At 52.3% G+C, this 14,779-nt stretch carries 11 protein-coding genes; 10 read left to right on the forward strand and 1 reads right to left on the reverse strand.

The window, feature by feature from the left end; all coding sequences use genetic code 11:
- The first annotated feature begins 358 nt into the window (after window positions 1-358).
- The 5 genes from argS (at window position 359) to B3P58_RS01080 (ending at window position 5,890) form a co-directional block, all read left to right on the forward strand.
- Window positions 359-2,044, forward strand: coding sequence for an arginine--tRNA ligase (gene argS, locus B3P58_RS01060; RefSeq protein ID WP_286715395.1), 1,686 nt, complete (start codon window positions 359-361; stop codon window positions 2,042-2,044).
- Between the two features lie 229 nt (window positions 2,045-2,273).
- Window positions 2,274-2,810 carry an SPOR domain-containing protein gene (locus B3P58_RS01065; protein WP_145470616.1) on the forward strand — a complete coding sequence of 179 codons (537 nt, stop codon included), beginning with the start codon at window positions 2,274-2,276 and terminating at the stop codon, window positions 2,808-2,810.
- A 3-nt stretch (window positions 2,811-2,813) separates the two neighbouring features.
- On the forward strand, window positions 2,814-3,623 hold the full coding sequence (locus B3P58_RS01070; RefSeq protein WP_286715399.1) for a DUF817 domain-containing protein: 810 nt from the start codon (window positions 2,814-2,816) through the stop codon (window positions 3,621-3,623).
- Window positions 3,624-3,851: 228 nt separating this feature from the next.
- A complete protein-coding gene (locus B3P58_RS01075) occupies window positions 3,852-4,439 on the forward strand; it encodes a hypothetical protein (RefSeq protein ID WP_286715401.1) in 588 nt (195 codons plus the stop codon).
- Between the two features lie 371 nt (window positions 4,440-4,810).
- Window positions 4,811-5,890 carry a hypothetical protein gene (locus B3P58_RS01080; protein WP_286715403.1) on the forward strand — a complete coding sequence of 360 codons (1,080 nt, stop codon included), beginning with the start codon at window positions 4,811-4,813 and terminating at the stop codon, window positions 5,888-5,890.
- Window positions 5,891-6,001: 111 nt separating this feature from the next.
- Here the strand turns inward: B3P58_RS01080 and B3P58_RS01085 are convergent, their stop codons facing one another.
- Complete coding sequence (locus B3P58_RS01085; protein WP_286715405.1) at window positions 6,002-6,862, reverse strand: sterol desaturase family protein; 861 nt, start codon at window positions 6,860-6,862, stop codon at window positions 6,002-6,004.
- A gap of 89 nt (window positions 6,863-6,951) precedes the next feature.
- Here B3P58_RS01085 and B3P58_RS01090 point away from each other — a divergent pair, with 89 nt between their 5' ends.
- The 5 genes from B3P58_RS01090 (at window position 6,952) to B3P58_RS01110 (ending at window position 14,778) form a co-directional block, all read left to right on the forward strand.
- The gene (locus B3P58_RS01090; protein WP_286715407.1) at window positions 6,952-7,995 is read left to right on the forward strand and encodes an AraC family transcriptional regulator; all 1,044 of its coding nucleotides are present in this window, start codon (window positions 6,952-6,954) and stop codon (window positions 7,993-7,995) included.
- A gap of 6 nt (window positions 7,996-8,001) precedes the next feature.
- Window positions 8,002-9,993, forward strand: a complete 1,992-nt coding sequence (locus B3P58_RS01095) for a RecQ family ATP-dependent DNA helicase (RefSeq protein WP_286715409.1) — start codon at window positions 8,002-8,004, stop codon at window positions 9,991-9,993.
- A gap of 49 nt (window positions 9,994-10,042) precedes the next feature.
- Window positions 10,043-10,906 (forward strand): alpha/beta fold hydrolase, encoded by an 864-nt coding sequence (locus B3P58_RS01100; RefSeq protein WP_286715411.1) that lies wholly within the window; start codon window positions 10,043-10,045, stop codon window positions 10,904-10,906.
- A 288-nt stretch (window positions 10,907-11,194) separates the two neighbouring features.
- Complete coding sequence (locus B3P58_RS01105; RefSeq protein WP_286715413.1) at window positions 11,195-12,826, forward strand: BCCT family transporter; 1,632 nt, start codon at window positions 11,195-11,197, stop codon at window positions 12,824-12,826.
- Window positions 12,827-12,897: 71 nt separating this feature from the next.
- Window positions 12,898-14,778: a DUF294 nucleotidyltransferase-like domain-containing protein gene (locus B3P58_RS01110; RefSeq protein WP_286715415.1), complete on the forward strand. Its 1,881-nt coding sequence runs from the start codon at window positions 12,898-12,900 to the stop codon at window positions 14,776-14,778.
- Window position 14,779 lies beyond the last annotated feature (1 nt).

Here is a 14,779-nt window from a genome sequence, read left to right on the forward strand (position 1 = left end):
AGTGTGGCCTAACGGGTTAAGCAAACGAACAGCAACGCAGGATGAGGGATTTTTAGCCATAACCCTTCGGGCTGAGGACCGCTTTTCCAATAAGTCTCGTCGATCGTCTTTCATTGGCCTGCTACCCATCTGTTCTGAGCCTGCAGGATCAGGAGTATGAATGTTCCTGACAATATCAACTCTCTTTCCTTGCTCTGAGAAGAGCGGGATCTCAGCAGGCTGGGTTAACTTAGTGTTAACAGGCCCTTACTGGTTAAATCTCCCCGGCGCCCTTCACCCAAACCGGCATTTTTGCGATAATCGCGCCCTTTTCTGAAAACATCTTCTGAACACAAATTAATCAGGCCAGATTTCCTCTATGAAACCGCAAATTGCTGAGCTTTTGTCCGCTGCCGTCGCCTCTCTTAAGGCCCAGGGAACCCTTCCCACTGATCTCGAACCGCGCATCCAGATCGACAACACCCGCGACAAAGCCCACGGCGATCTGGCCACTAACCTGGCGATGATGCTGGCCAAGCCTGCTGGTAAAAATCCGCGCGAACTGGCGCAGCTGCTGGTGGATGCCCTGCCGGCCAACACGCTGGTAGAAAAAGTTGAAATTGCCGGTCCGGGTTTTATTAACTTCTATCTGAGCGATGCCTCGACCGCCAGTCTGGTAAAAGCCGTGCTGGAACAGAAAGAAGCCTACGGCCGCAACAACGATGGCGCCGGGCGCAAAGTGCAGGTGGAATTTGTGTCGGCTAACCCGACCGGACCGCTGCATATCGGCCACGGCCGTGGTGCTGCCGTTGGCGATTGTATCTGCCGTCTGCTCGATGCCTCTGGCTGGGATGTAACGCGTGAATTTTATTACAACGATGCCGGTGCGCAGATTAACAATCTGGCGCTGTCGGTACAGGCGCGCTGCAAAGGCCTGACCCCGGACGATGCCAGCTGGCCGGAAGACGGCTACCGTGGCGATTACATCGTCGAACTGGCCAACAGCTATATGAACGGCGATACCGTTGAATCTGCCGACCAGAGCTTTACCGGAGCCAAAGACGCCGACGATCTGGAAGCCATTCGTCACTTTGCCGTGGCTTATCTGCGTCGCGAACAGGATCTGGATTTAAAAGCCTTTGCCGTCGATTTCGATGTGTATTTCCTCGAGTCTTCCCTGTACAGCGAAGGCAAAGTCGAAGCCGCAGTAAAAACCCTGATCGACAATGGCTACACCTACGAAGACGGCGGCGCACTGTGGCTGCGCACCACCGATTTCGGTGATGACAAAGACCGCGTAATGCGCAAAAAAGACGGCGGTTACACCTACTTTGTTCCGGACGTAGCCTACCACCTCGACAAATGGCAGCGTGGTTTTGAGCGTGTGGTGAACGAGCAGGGCGCCGACCACCACAGCACCATTACCCGTGTGCGCGCCGGTCTGCAGGCGCTGAATGCCGGTATTCCAAAAGGCTGGCCAGACTACGTGCTGCACCAGATGGTGACGGTAATGCGTGGCGGCGAAGAAGTGAAAATTTCCAAGCGTGCCGGCAGCTATGTGACTCTGCGCGATCTGATCGACGAAGTGGGCCGCGATGCTACCCGTTACTTCCTGGCCGCGCGTAAAGCCGACAGCCAGTTAACCTTCGATATCGACCTGGCGCGTTCACAGTCGTCCGATAACCCGGTTTACTACATCCAGTACGCCCATGCCCGTGTATGCTCTATTTTCCGTAAACTGGCGGAAGCGGGTCAGAGCTGGACGCTGGCTGAAGGCCTGGCGGCACTGCCAAAACTGGAACTGGAAAGCGAAAAAGACCTGATTGTAAAACTGGGCCGTTTCCCGGAAATCGTTAAAGTGGCTGCCAATAATCACGAGCCGCACAGCGTGGCGAATTACCTGCGTGATCTGGCCGGTGATTTCCACACCTACTACAACTCAGAAAAAACCCTGGTGGACGATGCCGATGTGCGTAACGCCCGTCTGGCACTGGCGGAAGCCGTGCGTCAGGTGATCAGCAATGGTTTGGGGTTATTAGGTGTTTCTGCGCCGCAGGAAATGTAACTGCTCTGGCTACCGTACTTGTTAATACGGCGTTGAAGTCGTGCTCGAAATGCTCACTGGTTTACCAGAACGTCTGGACAGACGGCCCGGAGGGGGAGCGAAGCGAATACTTACGAATATGTAGGCTCCGCTTTCTCGCCCGACTTCGCCTTGTCTTAACGGCGTACGCTACACCAGAAATCAGCGCCTTTAATAAGTGTTAATGGGCACTACATAACAGGACAACGAAATGTCGGACAGCGCAAGTCGTATTCCCAAGTGGGTGTGGGTAACCACGCCAACACTGGCAGTCGCCTTTATCGGATTTATTCTGTATCTGGCGACTATTCCCGCCGGCGATGAACTGGAAGCCGTAAAAGGCGATGCCAAAAAAGCGCTGAAACTGGGCGTGGAAAAAGCCAAAGAAGAAGCGGCAAAAGAAGTCGCCAAACCCAGCTATGAATTTTACCAGTTGTTGGAAAAGCAGACCGTCGAAGTACCTAAAGTCGATGTGTATAAATCGACACCCAAAGATGCCGAAGTCAGTTACACCTATCGTTTACAGGCCGGTTCTTTCCGCTCTGCTGACGATGCCGAGCGCCTGCGCGCCAGCCTGCTGCTCGAAGGCCTGAATGCCTACCGTCAGGAATCGACCGTTAATGGCAGCACCTGGCACCGTGTATTTGTCGGCCCCTTTACTGACCGCTCAAAGATGAACAAAGCACAGGATTTGCTGGTCAGCCGTAATATCAGTCCGTTAGCGCTGAAAGAACCGGTTAAGAAATAAACCGTGCACTATCATCGCGCCAGGGACTGGCTGCACGAATTCTGGTTATTTGGTCTGAAGCAGGCCTATGCCTGCCTGTTCGGCGGATTCCTATTACTGGTAATGATCGTTACCCGTTACTGGTACCCGCTTGAATCCCTACACCGTTACGATTTTATCTTTCTCGCGGCTATCGCCTTTCAGCTGCTTTTACTGGCCTTTAAGCTGGAAACCCTGCGCGAAGCCTGGGTGATTGTTGTATTCCATCTGGTGGCCACCGTGATGGAATTATTCAAAACCTCAGACGCCATCGGCTCCTGGGTTTACCCCGAAGATTATGTATTTGGCATCGGCAATGTACCGCTGTTTACCGGCTTTATGTACAGCGCGGTGGGCAGCTATATTGCCCGCGTATGGCGGATATTCGATTTCCGTTATTCGTATTACCCGCGCCGCCGCTGGACCATTATTCTGGTGGTTCTGATTTACCTGAATTTCTTCAGTCATCATTTTATTGTGGATCTGCGCTGGCTGCTGCTGGGCGCAACCATCGTTTTATTTGCCCGCACCCATATTTATTTCCGTATGCACCGCGAGCACCGCCATATGCCGTTACTGGTTGGCTGGCTGCTGGTAGCCCTGTTTATCTGGCTGGCAGAAAATATCGCCACCTACACCAATATCTGGATTTACCCCAATCAGCAGAATGGCTGGCAAATGGTGCCGCTGGCCAAGCTGTCTTCCTGGTATTTACTGATGCTGCTGAGCTTTGTGCTGGTGTCGTTAATTAACAGGATTGAGATACCGACATCGAAGAGTATTTCCACAGATTAGGGTTGCCGTTACTTATTTACGATGCACGTCAGATCGGTAATTCATATTGATTGTCGCGGCTGTTTTCTGCTGGCGAGCTTTTAGGTGTGCGATTTTATGTCCGTCTCGTTGCGATTAGCAGGCCTAGATATATTCTCAAAAGATTGCCCTGCTGACGTGATAGGGGGGATCTGGTAAGTGTCTTTGGCTATGAATAGCTCTTAGGATTTAAGTATAGGGAAGGTATTTATGATCAGCATAAATAAAGATCAGGGATTCATTGAAATAGACTCGCCATTTGCCAAGAGTGTTCATCTCTGGGGTAAGGTGCTTATCGGTATTGGGCTGGCATTCCTGCTGGCGAGTGCATTCGAACCACTATCGTCCCCGTCGATGTGGGGGATGGTTTTTATTGCGGTTGCTATATTTCTTATTCCGGGTTTTCTGATGTTACGTTACAGGCTTCATATTCTTATTGAGAAAGACCGTCTGGTGGAGCATAAGGTCCGTCTTTATAAAGAAAGCATCACTGAAATCCGTTTTGATGATGTGAATAAAATCTGTCTGATGTTCAGAATAGCAACCGCAACCAGTGCCGGTAACCAAACCACCTTTATGGTTTACCCAGTGTTGGTTCTGAATCGTCAGGGCATTGCCCATTATGGCGACAATTATTATTCGCTGTTAGGCAATCTGGGCCTGGATGAATTTTCCAACAGAAGGGAGTTCTTTGATGCCATGGATGATTTGTCTGAAATTACTGGTTTGCAAATAACGGCCAGCAAACTCTGTCCGGCTGAGGTGCTTGAGCGATTTGAAAGAGACGAGTGGCGATAATATAAATCGCGTGATTAACGTTAACGTAGAATGATCTTCCACCACCAAAATACGCAGGCATTATGTAATAAAAAATCAGATAAGGCGCATAAATGGCGAAAACTTCAGAGAAATTAGCAGGACACCCACTCTAAAACGCTACACCCAAATGGCAGTAGGCGATGCTTGATGATAACGAAGATGCTTGCTGGCTATGGCCGATATACAGGCAGAACGCTGGATTAAGGCGCTCTCTGATAATACATTTCCGCTAGTATAAGCAGTCCATCGGCGTATTGAGACTGAGGTAAAAACCTGATTACGTTGCTGTGTTCTCCGCTCCACAAATCATGCTAGGGTGAGCATCCGGATAATCACTTAAGGGCTGGAATATGGATGTTCGTTCTTTGATCTCTCGTTTTATTACTCGCTTTGTTACCAACAGCGGGCTGGCGTTCTGTCTTGGTGCTGCTGTCTTAAGCCCTGCCAGTCTGGCGGATATTAATGCCGGTACAAACAGTGAAGACCGCTTCTGGATCAACCGCACCCACGATAATCTGGCCAAGTTTGATAACTATCAGGCGCAAACAGAGCAGACGCAGGCGGGCGCTGGTGCTGCGGTTATCAGTGATGTGCTGTTCAAAAAAACGGATGGCTTTTATCAGCAGGTGCTGCAGCCAGATTCTCTCAGCGGTATTGAAGTGAGCCAGCATGTCGGGGTCATCACCCTGTATGATAAACCGAACCAGCGGGCATTCATCGTCAGAGGGCTTGAGGCTTATCAGGCGGGTGGTTCTCTGGAGACAATCAAAGATATCTATCTGTTCAACAAAGAGCACTACGAGCAGACCTTTACGCCCTCTATTCACGTTGCTGAGCGTCTGGCGGTCGGTATCGACTTTGTCGCCAGGGATGAAAGCGATGAAATCAGAAAGATAGAAGCCTTTGTCGATTATCATCACTCCCTGTTTATGCAGGCCCGCTTTGTATTTAACAATGGTGTTGAATCGACCATCAGAAACAACAGCATCGAATTTAATAAAGAAGGCCTGACACTGCCGGAGATTAACTTGCCGCAGAGTACTCAGGTAAGGGTTTTGGATTTAAGTAAGAAAGCTCTGTCGCAGAAAGAGCTGAGTAAAAAGACTGCTAACAACATTGTCTGGCCGGAGGATAAAAATAATACCTGGGGTTTCTCTCAGCGTAAGTTTTATCAGCAAAGCAACAGCAGTGCGGCTTATTACTATGGCGATAAATTCTTTCTGCTTGCGATTGCCACACCAGAGGGAAGCCAGCCGGTAACCGTACCCGCCGTGCCGCTGACCATTGGCAATACACCGGTGCTGCTCAGCCAGTTTCCGCTCTTTGCGCATTTAGCCTTTAACCATAAGGGAATCAGTTACACATTAGTATCCAACGCTCATCCTGAAAGCCTGTTGTCTATGGTGAAAGGGATGACTTCGGCGCAATAGCCTGCGGAGTTATTCCGGCGTTGTTCAATACGCTGTAAGTCAGCGTATTGAACCCGGAGTCTTGAATAATTATCTTCAAGTTCTTCTCTTCAAGTCCTTCTCTTAAATGCCTTATCTGCGGCCGTAATGCTCTTCTACCCAGGATGGGTGCTTCCACAGAATGCGGATATCGCGGTAGTGCAGAATATCGCGCCACATACTGACAAACTCGGCGATCACTAACCGAAACGGATTCAGACTGTTAGCTGGGCGGAAATCGACGCCATAACGGATTTCGCCGGCGTATTTTTCATCGACAAAGGTGCCGAATAAACGATCCCAGATAATCAGCACACCGGCGAAATTGGTATCGATCTGCTTTGGGTTACTGCCATGATGCACTCGGTGGTGCGACGGTGTATTAAATACAAATTCAAACCAGTATGGCAGTTTGCGTACTACTTCGGTATGGACAAAAAACTGGAAGAACAGGTTAAGTTCGAGAGCAATCACCGCCTGTTCGAGACTGAAGCCAATCACCGCCGCAGGCAGCATAGCAACCAGCATAATACCGTTAAAAGACACAACCGGGGTTTGTCGCAGTGCGGTGGAAAAATTAAAACGCTCAGAACTGTGGTGTACCCAATGGCCGGCCCAGCCGTAACGTACTTTATGCATAAAGCGGTGCACCCAGTAGAAATTAAAATCGACCAGCACCATCAGCAGAATAAAATTCAGCAGCGGTGATGATGACTGCCACTGAAAGCCATAGCTCTGTACGGCCAGATAAATCACGGAACCAATAAAAATAATCGACAGCGCATCAAGCACTTTATAAATCAGGCCGGTGCCGATATTGGCCGCCGATTCTTTCAGGTCGTAGGCATCGGTTTTTCCCTGACGTATCAGCCAGGCGCGTTCGGCAAACATCACGGCAAAAAATACCGGGCCGGCCAGAACGATAAACACAAGGGCGTGTAAGAAGTCTTCCATCTTTTTCTCCGCTGGGTTTGACATGCTGGCCAATCTACCGGGAAACTGAAAAGCAAGATGACTTTCTCGTGCCAGGTTTTTAGCATTTCATGCCAACTCCACAGAATGCAGGTATTGTCCGTGTCACCGGCAGCTGGATCCGGCTGCTTACCGACTGGCTTGATCAGAACGGGCTGGATGCCCCGGCATTGCGCGCAGCGGTTGCAGCCTACGGGCCGACCGACAATGTGCCGATTAACGACTGGGCGCAGATGCTGGAAGCGGCTTTTGCCCTGCGTCCGCAGGATCAGGCCGCCTCGCTGGCGTTAGCACGCCTGGTGACGCTTCAGCATACCGGCGTATTGGGTTATCTCGCGGCGGCCTGCGACAATCTCGGTCAGGCGCTGCTGAGTTATCAGCGCTTTGAGCGTTTATTTTATGGTGCTTCGGTGGCGCAGATTCACAGCCGCAGCGTGGATAGCACTCAGTGTGTGGAAATCGCCTGGCAGCCGTTACCGGGGATGGCGCTGGTGGACGAAACAGCCATTGCCGCGCTGGTGCATATTACCCGGCAGAATCTGGTGCGTGATGTTGCCCTGCAGCAGGTGCACTTCAGTCATCGCTGTAACCCGCAGCAGCTGCAGGCGCTGGAAGATTTTTTTGCCTGTCCGGTGCTGATGGAAAGCGACCGCATCCGTCTGGTATTCAGCGTTGATGTTCTGAGCCTGCCATTAATGCGCGGTGAGCCGGGATTACGGCATCTGCTGGAAGAGCAGGCGCTGTCGATGTTGCGTGCGGTGCCGGAGCCGGATGAATTTCTGCGCCAGCTGCAGGCGGAAGTGGTGCGTTTGCTGCCGGAAGGAGAAGCGACGATCGAATCGCTGGCGCCGCGCCTGTATTGCTCGGTAAGAACCTTACAGCGGCGGCTGGATGAAAAAAATCTGAGCTGGAAAGCGTTACTGGATCGCACCCGTGAACAATTAGCCTGCCAGTATCTGGCCGATAACCGCCTTAGTCTGCTGGAAGTGTCCATGCTGCTGGGTTACCGCAATCAGGGCACTTTTTCACGGGCTTTTAAACGCTGGCAAAACTGCAGCCCGCTGACTTACCGCAAGCATCAAACGCACAAAAATGCGTCTGATCATAAGGATTAATTAACGATGACAAATATGAACTGGCAGGCCGCACTGCAGCAACACTTTGGCTTTTCAGCGTTGCGTCCCGGTCAGCAGCCGGTGGTTGAGGCGTTACTGGCCGGGCATTCGGCCGCAGCTATTTTTCCGACCGGTTCCGGTAAATCGCTCTGCTATCAGCTGCCGGCCTTATTACTGCCAAATTTAACGCTGGTGATTTCGCCTCTGCTGGCATTAATGCAGGATCAGGTGCAGTTTTTACGCAGCAAGGGTATTGCCGCAGCGACCATTGATTCTACCCAGAGCCGCGACGAAGCACAGGAAGTGATGAACGGCGTGCGCAGCGGCAGCATTAAAATTTTAATGGTGTCGGTTGAACGCCTTAAAAATGAACGCTTCCGCCAGTTTATTCAGCAGATTCCCATCTCGTTGCTGGTGGTCGATGAGGCGCACTGTATTTCTGAGTGGGGGCATAATTTCCGCCCGGATTATTTAAAACTACCCGATTACTGCCGTGAATTTGCTATTCCACAGGTGTTGCTGTTAACGGCTACGGCAACCACCGCTGTGATTGCCGATATGCAAAAGCATTTTGCTATTAAACCTGAGCATGTGGTCTGCACCGGCTTTTACCGGCCGAATTTACGCTTACTGGCACAGCCAACGGCAGAGCATGAGCGCGTTGCCAAGTGCGCCACCTGGCTGAATTATCTGGCGAAAAAGAGTGCAGAAAAACACGAGGATTTTGCCGCGGTTATTTATGTCACCCTGCAGAATACCGCCGAGGAAGTCGCCGCCGCCTTGAACGCTCAGTTGCCTTTTGCCGTTGAAGCCTATCATGCCGGTATTGGTCACGAAGAGCGCGATGCGATTCAGCAGCGTTTTATGCGCGGCAATACTCCGGTGATTGTGGCCACCATTGCCTTTGGTATGGGCGTGGATAAAAGCAATATCCGCCAGGTGATTCATTACGACCTGCCAAAATCCATCGAAAATTACAGTCAGGAAATCGGCCGTGCCGGACGCGACGGCAAAGCCTCGGACTGCATTATGCTCGGTGATGAATCGGGCCTGACGGTGCTGGAGAACTTTGTCTACGGTGATACGCCGGAGCAGAGCAGTATTCAGCAGGTGCTGCAGACGATCAGTGCACAAACCCAGAATGGTCAGTGGGAAGTGCTGATGACACCGCTGTCGGCGGCCAGCAATATCCGTTTATTACCGTTAAAAACCCTGCTGGTTAATCTGGAAATGCGCGGCGTATTAACCTCGCAATACAGCTATTTTGCCGAATATAAATACCGCCTTAACAGTAACGAAGAAGAATTGCTGGCGCATTTTCAGCCGGAGCCGCAGCAGTTTCTGCGTACGGTATTCAACAGCAGCGATAAAGGCCGCAGCTGGTACACACTGAATATTCCGGCACTGGAGCAAGCGCTGGCTCAGACTCAGACAGGCAGCGATGTACCGCCGCGGCTGCGCGCACTGCGGGCGCTGGAATACTGTCAGGAAAAAGGCTGGCTGCAGCTGGAAAGCAAACAGATGACTGATGTTTACCGGGTAAATACTGCATTATTGCAGCCGGCATTGGCCAACGATTTATATCAGCATTTTGCCGCCAAACAGCAGAGCGAAATTCAGCGTATACAGCATATGCTGGAGCTGTTCCGTCAGCCGCGTTGTATAAGCCGTACACTGGCCGGTTATTTCAGCGATAACCTGAGTGAAGATTGCGGTCGCTGCTCGGTATGTCGTGGTGAACATCAGCCGTGGCCGGTACGCAATACGCAGGGTAATTTCAGCGGACTGGATGCGTGTGCGCTCTGTGCTCCGGTGCAGCAGGCTATTCAGGCGCAATTCGGCCAGCCGGCCTCCATCGAGCTGTTAACCCGCTATTTATGTGGTATTTATGTGCCCTGGCTGAGCAAGATAAAAGCCCGCTCGCTGGGAGCCATGGGCAGGCTCGAACAACAGCCCTACGCCCAGGTACAGCAGTGGTTAACACAAAACCTGAGCTGACACAGACAGCGCTTGCGGTATTTGCCGCTATTTCAGGCAGGGAGAGATTATGAGCATTCTGCACAGCCAACACCGGCTGGACATTCAGACCCCGGAAGGGACGCGCAGCATGGCCTATATGCATTGGCATAACAGCCTGCACGAACAACAGCCCTTGCTGCTCTGTGTTCATGGCCTGACCCGTAACAGCCGCGACTTCGATTCGCTGGCCGAAAAACTGGCTGAACATTACCGTGTGATCTGCCCGGATGTATTGGGGCGTGGTGACAGCGACTGGCTGCAACAGCCGGCGCTGTACGGTTATCCGCTGTATATCGCACAGATGCAGCAGCTGCTGGCCCATCTGTTCAGCGAATTTGCTGTCAGCCGTTGTGACTGGGTAGGCACCTCGATGGGCGGACTGATCGGCATGATGCTGGCCGCTGCTCCCGGTGACACCATCGGCAAGCTGGTGCTGAATGATGTCGGGCCCTTTATTCCCTACAGTGCGCTGGCACGGCTGGGGCAGTATGTGGGCAAAGCGCCGCATTTTGCTCATGTTGGCGAAGCCGAACAGTATTTGCGTCAGGTAGCACAGCCTTTCGGCCCGCTGACCGATGAGCAATGGGCGCATCTGGCGCTGCATGGCACTGAGAGCTGTGACGATGGATTATGCCTGCGTTACGACCCGGCCATTGCCGATGGCTTTGCCGCGGTGACCGGGGATGTGGATTTGTCGGCAGTCTGGAGTGCGGTGCACTGCCCGGTGCTGGTGATCCGTGGTGCCGAATCCGATTTACTGCTGGCCGAAACGGCGCGCAGCATGCTGCAGCATAACGATACCCAGCTGGTTGAGTTTCCCGGAATCGGCCATGCACCGATGCTGATGGCACGTGATCAGATCACCGCGGTGCAGAATTTTCTGACGCGCTGAGGTTGCCTTTCTGACTGTCTGCTGTTGCTCTCTCCCCCGTATTTGTTAGCCCTCACTTCGGCTGGAATGGCCGTGGTTATTGAAAGTTCAGGGGCGTTTTTTGCCCAACACCTTCCTTTTTGCTAGGCTGTTCAGGCCATTTTCTGTATCAGACTGATGCCCTGGCAGGCATTTCTTCCCGGTGAAGCAGTCTGGTATGCACTTGCCCGATCCTGTATCGGCGCCTGAAATCCGAGCCTGCGCGTAAGCAATAAGCAGGTCTGAATAAACCACGGGAGGCTGGCCGCAATGGCTGAAAAAAATGATCCTATGATCCCCGATGGCGATGTGAATCCGATCGACACTGATTATCAGGTCGGTCAGGACAACATCATTGTCAATGTTGGCCCTTTTGGGCTCGATATCCACAACCGCGTGTTTGCGGTGTCGGGTCTGACAGTTATCGCTTTTGTGCTGCTGACTCTGCTGTTTCACAATCAGGTTGAACCACTGTTCGGCAGCATCCGCAGCTGGCTGACCACCAACCTGAGCTGGTTCTTCCTCAGTGCCGGTAATATTTTTGTGATTGTCTGTCTTGGTTTGATTGTTTCGCCGCTGGGGCGCATTCGCTTAGGCGGCACCGAAGCCACCCCCGATTACAGCTATACCGCCTGGTTCTCCATGCTGTTTGCCGCTGGTATGGGGATCGGCCTGATGTTCTACGGCGTATCTGAGCCGCTTTCACACTTCGGCAGTTCCTTTGCCGGTATCAGTACAGAAAATGGCGTACGCACCGATTGGGCTCCGCTGGGAGCTGCGGCGGGTGACGCCGAAGCGGCGGCCCGTCTGGGTATGGCGGCAACCATTTATCACTGGGCACTTCACCCCTGGGCTATTTACGCAATTATGGCGCTGGGGCTGGCGTTATTTTCGTTTAATAAAGGTTTACCCCTGACTATCCGCTCGGTGTTTTACCCGGTGCTGGGCGAGCGTGTCTGGGGCTGGCCAGGGCATATCATTGATATTATCGCGGTACTGGCAACGCTGTTTGGTCTGGCCACATCGCTGGGTCTGGGGGCTTCTCAGGCAGCCTCCGGTCTGCATTATTTATTTGGCCTGCCGGAAGGCAATACCACGCAGGTTGTACTGGTGATTGGTATTACCGCTATTGCCATGATGTCGGTGGTTGCCGGTCTGGACGCCGGGGTTAAGCGTCTTTCTGAAATCAATATGATACTGGCCATTCTGTTGCTGCTGTTTGTCATTATCGTTGGCCCGACACTGGCGATTGTGACCGGCTTTTTTGACAATATGCTGGCCTATTTCCAGAACCTACCGGCGCTGTCCAATCCGGTTGGGCGGGAGGATGCGAATTTCACCTCCGGCTGGACAGCCTTTTACTGGGCCTGGTGGATTTCCTGGTCGCCATTTGTCGGTATGTTTATCGCCCGTGTTTCCCGTGGCCGTTCGGTGCGTGAATTTATGGTGTCGGTATTGCTGGTGCCATCGGCCGCCTGTGTTTTATGGATGACGGTATTTGGCGGCACCGCAATTGAACAGTACGTTCAGGACGGCTACAAAACCGCCGCAGAATCGGCACTGCCGCTGCAGTTATTTGCCATGCTGGATGCATTGCCGTTAGCGCAGATCACGTCCTTTATCGGTATTATTCTGGTGATCGTGTTTTTTGTTACCTCATCGGATTCCGGCTCACTGGTTATTGATGTGATTTCTGCCGGTGGCAAGGTCGATGCGCCAACCCCGCAACGGGTATTCTGGTGTACCTTTGAAGGGCTGGTGGCCATTGCCCTGATTCTTGGCGGTGGGCTGGTGGCTTTGCAGGCGATGGCGGTGTCGAGCGGATTACCCTTTACCATCGTTTTACTGGTAGCGACCTTTTCCATTATTAAAGGTTTGTCTTCTGAGCCTAAACCGGCTTAAAGCGGCCTGAAGCGGCTATAAGTAACAACAGCACAGGGGTTCCTGTGCTGTTGTTTTTTTACGGAATTGCCATGCAAGCAGAACATATCGAAATTGTTGATTTCCTGCGTCAGCACCAGCCCTTTACCGGCCTGAGTGATGAAGTTTTGCAGCAGGTCGCTGTACAGATCAGCATTGCCTATTTCAAAGCCGGACAGCAGATTCTGGAATTCGGCGCCGAAATTAATGACTGGTATGTGATCCGCAGTGGCGCGGTTGAGGTATTCCGGCGTAATGGCGAACTTTATAACCGCTTAAGCGAAGGCGGCTTTTTTGCCGAGTTCGGTTTGCTGCGTAATAAGCGTGTGCGCTTTCCGGTTTATGCGCTGGAAGACACGCTGGTGTATATGATTCCGGAGCCTTTATTTACCGAATTATTTGATAATAACGAAGAATTTGCCGATCAGGTTGAGGTGGAAGACCGCACCCGCCTGCGTCAGGCCGTTGCCCGGCGCGAAGACGCTAACGAGCTGATGACGGCCCGCATTGAAACGCTGGTCAGTCGCGAACCGGTACTCTTACCGGCCGGTGCTACGGCGCGTGAAGCGGCTATCCGTATGACCGAAGAAGGTGTTTCCTCGTTATTGGTGGTGACCACCTCGGATGATCAGCCGATGGCCGCGTCACGTCTGGTGGGCATTGTGACTGACCGCGATATCCGCGACCGGCTGGTGACGCCGGGGTTGCCATTCGATACGCCGGTAACCGATATCATGACCGCCGAATTAACCAAGGTAGAGCACAATCAGTTTGTGTTCGAAGCCATCTTATTAATGCTGCGGTATAACGTGCATCATCTGCCGGTCATTAAACAGGGATTACCGCTGGGAGTGATCGCGCTGGCGGATGTTATCCGTTATGAATCGCAGAACAGTCTGTTTGTGGTGCGCAGTATTTTTAATGCACAAACGGTGGAAGAGCTGACGGCACTGGCCAGCGATGTACGCGCCTGCTTCAGCCGGCTGGTGGCCGAGGACGCTAATTCACGCATGATTGGCGGCTCCATGGCGGTGATTGGCCGCAGCTTTAAACAACGCCTGCTGGAAATGGCGGAAGAAAAATTCGGCCCGCCACCGGTGCCTTATTGTTTTCTGGCGCTGGGTTCCATGGCACGGGAAGAGCAGTTAATTGTTACCGATCAGGATAATGCCCTGATTCTGGATAACCGCTTTGATCCGCAATTACACGATGAATATTTTTCCAATCTCGCGACCTTTGTGTGTGATGGGCTGGCGGCCTGTGGTTATACCTATTGCAAAGGTAAGGTGATGGCCACCAATCGCCAGTGGCGCCAGCCATTAAAAGTGTGGGAACAATATTTCAGCGAATGGATTGAACGCCCCTCACCGGAATTCCTGCTTAACAGCGCCATCTTTTTTGATCTTGAAGGGGTATGGGGCGAAACCCAATGGAGCGACATGCTGAACGACCTTATCCGGCGTAAGGCACGCAGTAATTCGCGCTTTCTTGCCTGTATGGCACGCGCTGCATTAATGCGCACGCCGCCACTGGGATTTTTTAAAGGCTTTGTGATGGAGACCGATGGCAAGCATACCAATTCCATCAATATGAAAAGACGTGGCACGGCGCCGCTGGCCGATCTGATCCGTGTGCATGCGCTGGCGGTTGGCTCTGCTGCGCATAATTCGTTTGAACGCCTGGAAGATATCATCGAAGCCGGTATTTTACCGCCGGGTAACGGCCCGGATTTACGCGACGCGCTGGAATTAATTGCCATGGTGCGCATCCGGCATCAGGCGCTGGATCTGCAATCCGGAACCGAGCCGGATAATAATATCGAGCCGGAAAATCTGTCGGATTTTGAGCGTAAAAACCTGAAAGACGCTTTCCAGATTCTCAGCAATGCGCAGAAGTTTCTGAAGTTCCGTTATCAGCCCGGACGGGCGGTATAAG

Source organism: Thalassolituus sp. UBA2009, assembly GCF_002335285.1.
Lineage (GTDB): Bacteria > Pseudomonadota > Gammaproteobacteria > Pseudomonadales > Oceanobacteraceae > Venatoribacter > Venatoribacter alkanivorans.

Bases quoted from the DNA above. Each gene is read 5' to 3' on its own strand.
- argS (WP_286715395.1), top strand. From the start codon at position 359: ATGAAACCGCAAATTGCTGAGCTTTTGTCCGCTGCCGTCGCCTCTCTT.
- B3P58_RS01065 (WP_145470616.1), top strand. From the start codon at position 2,274: ATGTCGGACAGCGCAAGTCGTATTCCCAAGTGGGTGTGGGTAACCACG.
- B3P58_RS01075 (WP_286715401.1), top strand. From the start codon at position 3,852: ATGATCAGCATAAATAAAGATCAGGGATTCATTGAAATAGACTCGCCA.
- B3P58_RS01080 (WP_286715403.1), top strand. From the start codon at position 4,811: ATGGATGTTCGTTCTTTGATCTCTCGTTTTATTACTCGCTTTGTTACC.
- B3P58_RS01085 (WP_286715405.1), bottom strand. From the start codon at position 6,862: ATGGAAGACTTCTTACACGCCCTTGTGTTTATCGTTCTGGCCGGCCCG.
- B3P58_RS01090 (WP_286715407.1), top strand. From the start codon at position 6,952: ATGCCAACTCCACAGAATGCAGGTATTGTCCGTGTCACCGGCAGCTGG.
- B3P58_RS01095 (WP_286715409.1), top strand. From the start codon at position 8,002: ATGACAAATATGAACTGGCAGGCCGCACTGCAGCAACACTTTGGCTTT.
- B3P58_RS01100 (WP_286715411.1), top strand. From the start codon at position 10,043: ATGAGCATTCTGCACAGCCAACACCGGCTGGACATTCAGACCCCGGAA.
- B3P58_RS01105 (WP_286715413.1), top strand. From the start codon at position 11,195: ATGGCTGAAAAAAATGATCCTATGATCCCCGATGGCGATGTGAATCCG.
- B3P58_RS01110 (WP_286715415.1), top strand. From the start codon at position 12,898: ATGCAAGCAGAACATATCGAAATTGTTGATTTCCTGCGTCAGCACCAG.